We start from the raw sequence: 837 nt of genomic DNA on the forward strand, positions 1-837 counted from the left end.
AGACGAGATGACGGCGCGTCTCGATGCGGCCATGGCCCTTCTCGACCTCGGTGAGCGCATCGATCTCATCGACGGGAGCGGCGTCGAAATAGAGCTGGATCTCGGCATGGGCGGTCTTCTGATTGTCCTTGGTGGCCAAGAGATAGTCACCGCCGAGATCGACGATCGTCTCCGCGATGTCGGACTGGCAGCCCATGGCGTCGATGGAAACGAGACTACCCGCCAGCGCTCCGGACGCGGCCAGTTCCTGCAGCAGCAAGGGAATGGCGGTGATCTCGTTGGACTTGTCGGCCACCGCCCGTTGCCCCAGCACGAGGCTGTGGGTTGTCGCATAGGCCGAGACCAGGTGCAGCGCCGCCTGTCCACGCCCGCGATCGTGGCTGCGGCGTGAGGTCTTGCCATCGATGGCGATCTGGCCGACTGCTTCGGGCAGACGCTCGGCAACGAAGGCAAGAAAGCAAGAAGCGAACAGGTCCGGTCCGATCCGGTTCATCACCACCCGCAGCCAATCCGCGCAGGGAATGCTGAAATGGTAGGGCTGCAGACGCCGCAGGAAGTCGAGATGCCTGTTCCCCCACAGAACGATGTCGTCATAGTCGTCGCAGGCCGCCATCGTGCCGCAGACAACCAAAAGCAGCACCTCGCTCAGCGGATACATCACCTTGCAGGACTGGCGATTGTCCTTGATCGCCGAAAAATGCTCCAAAAGGCTCTTGCGGCGCGGCGTAGCAACTTCGCTCATGGCTTCCTCCGAATCTGCGGAAGCCTCTTTGAATCACGCTAACCTGCGACAGACCACAAATTACACGCCGTCGTTAACCTGAACTCGTTGCCCTG

1 protein-coding gene is annotated in these 837 nt (G+C 61.2%); it reads right to left on the reverse strand.

The window, feature by feature from the left end:
* On the reverse strand, positions 1 to 742 hold a 742-nt coding region (locus AC0L3N_RS33885), incomplete at its 3' end, for an ISAs1 family transposase (protein WP_473552042.1).
* Positions 743 to 837 lie beyond the last annotated feature (95 nt).

The sequence above is a fragment of the Mesorhizobium sp. WSM4807 genome (assembly GCF_055811615.1).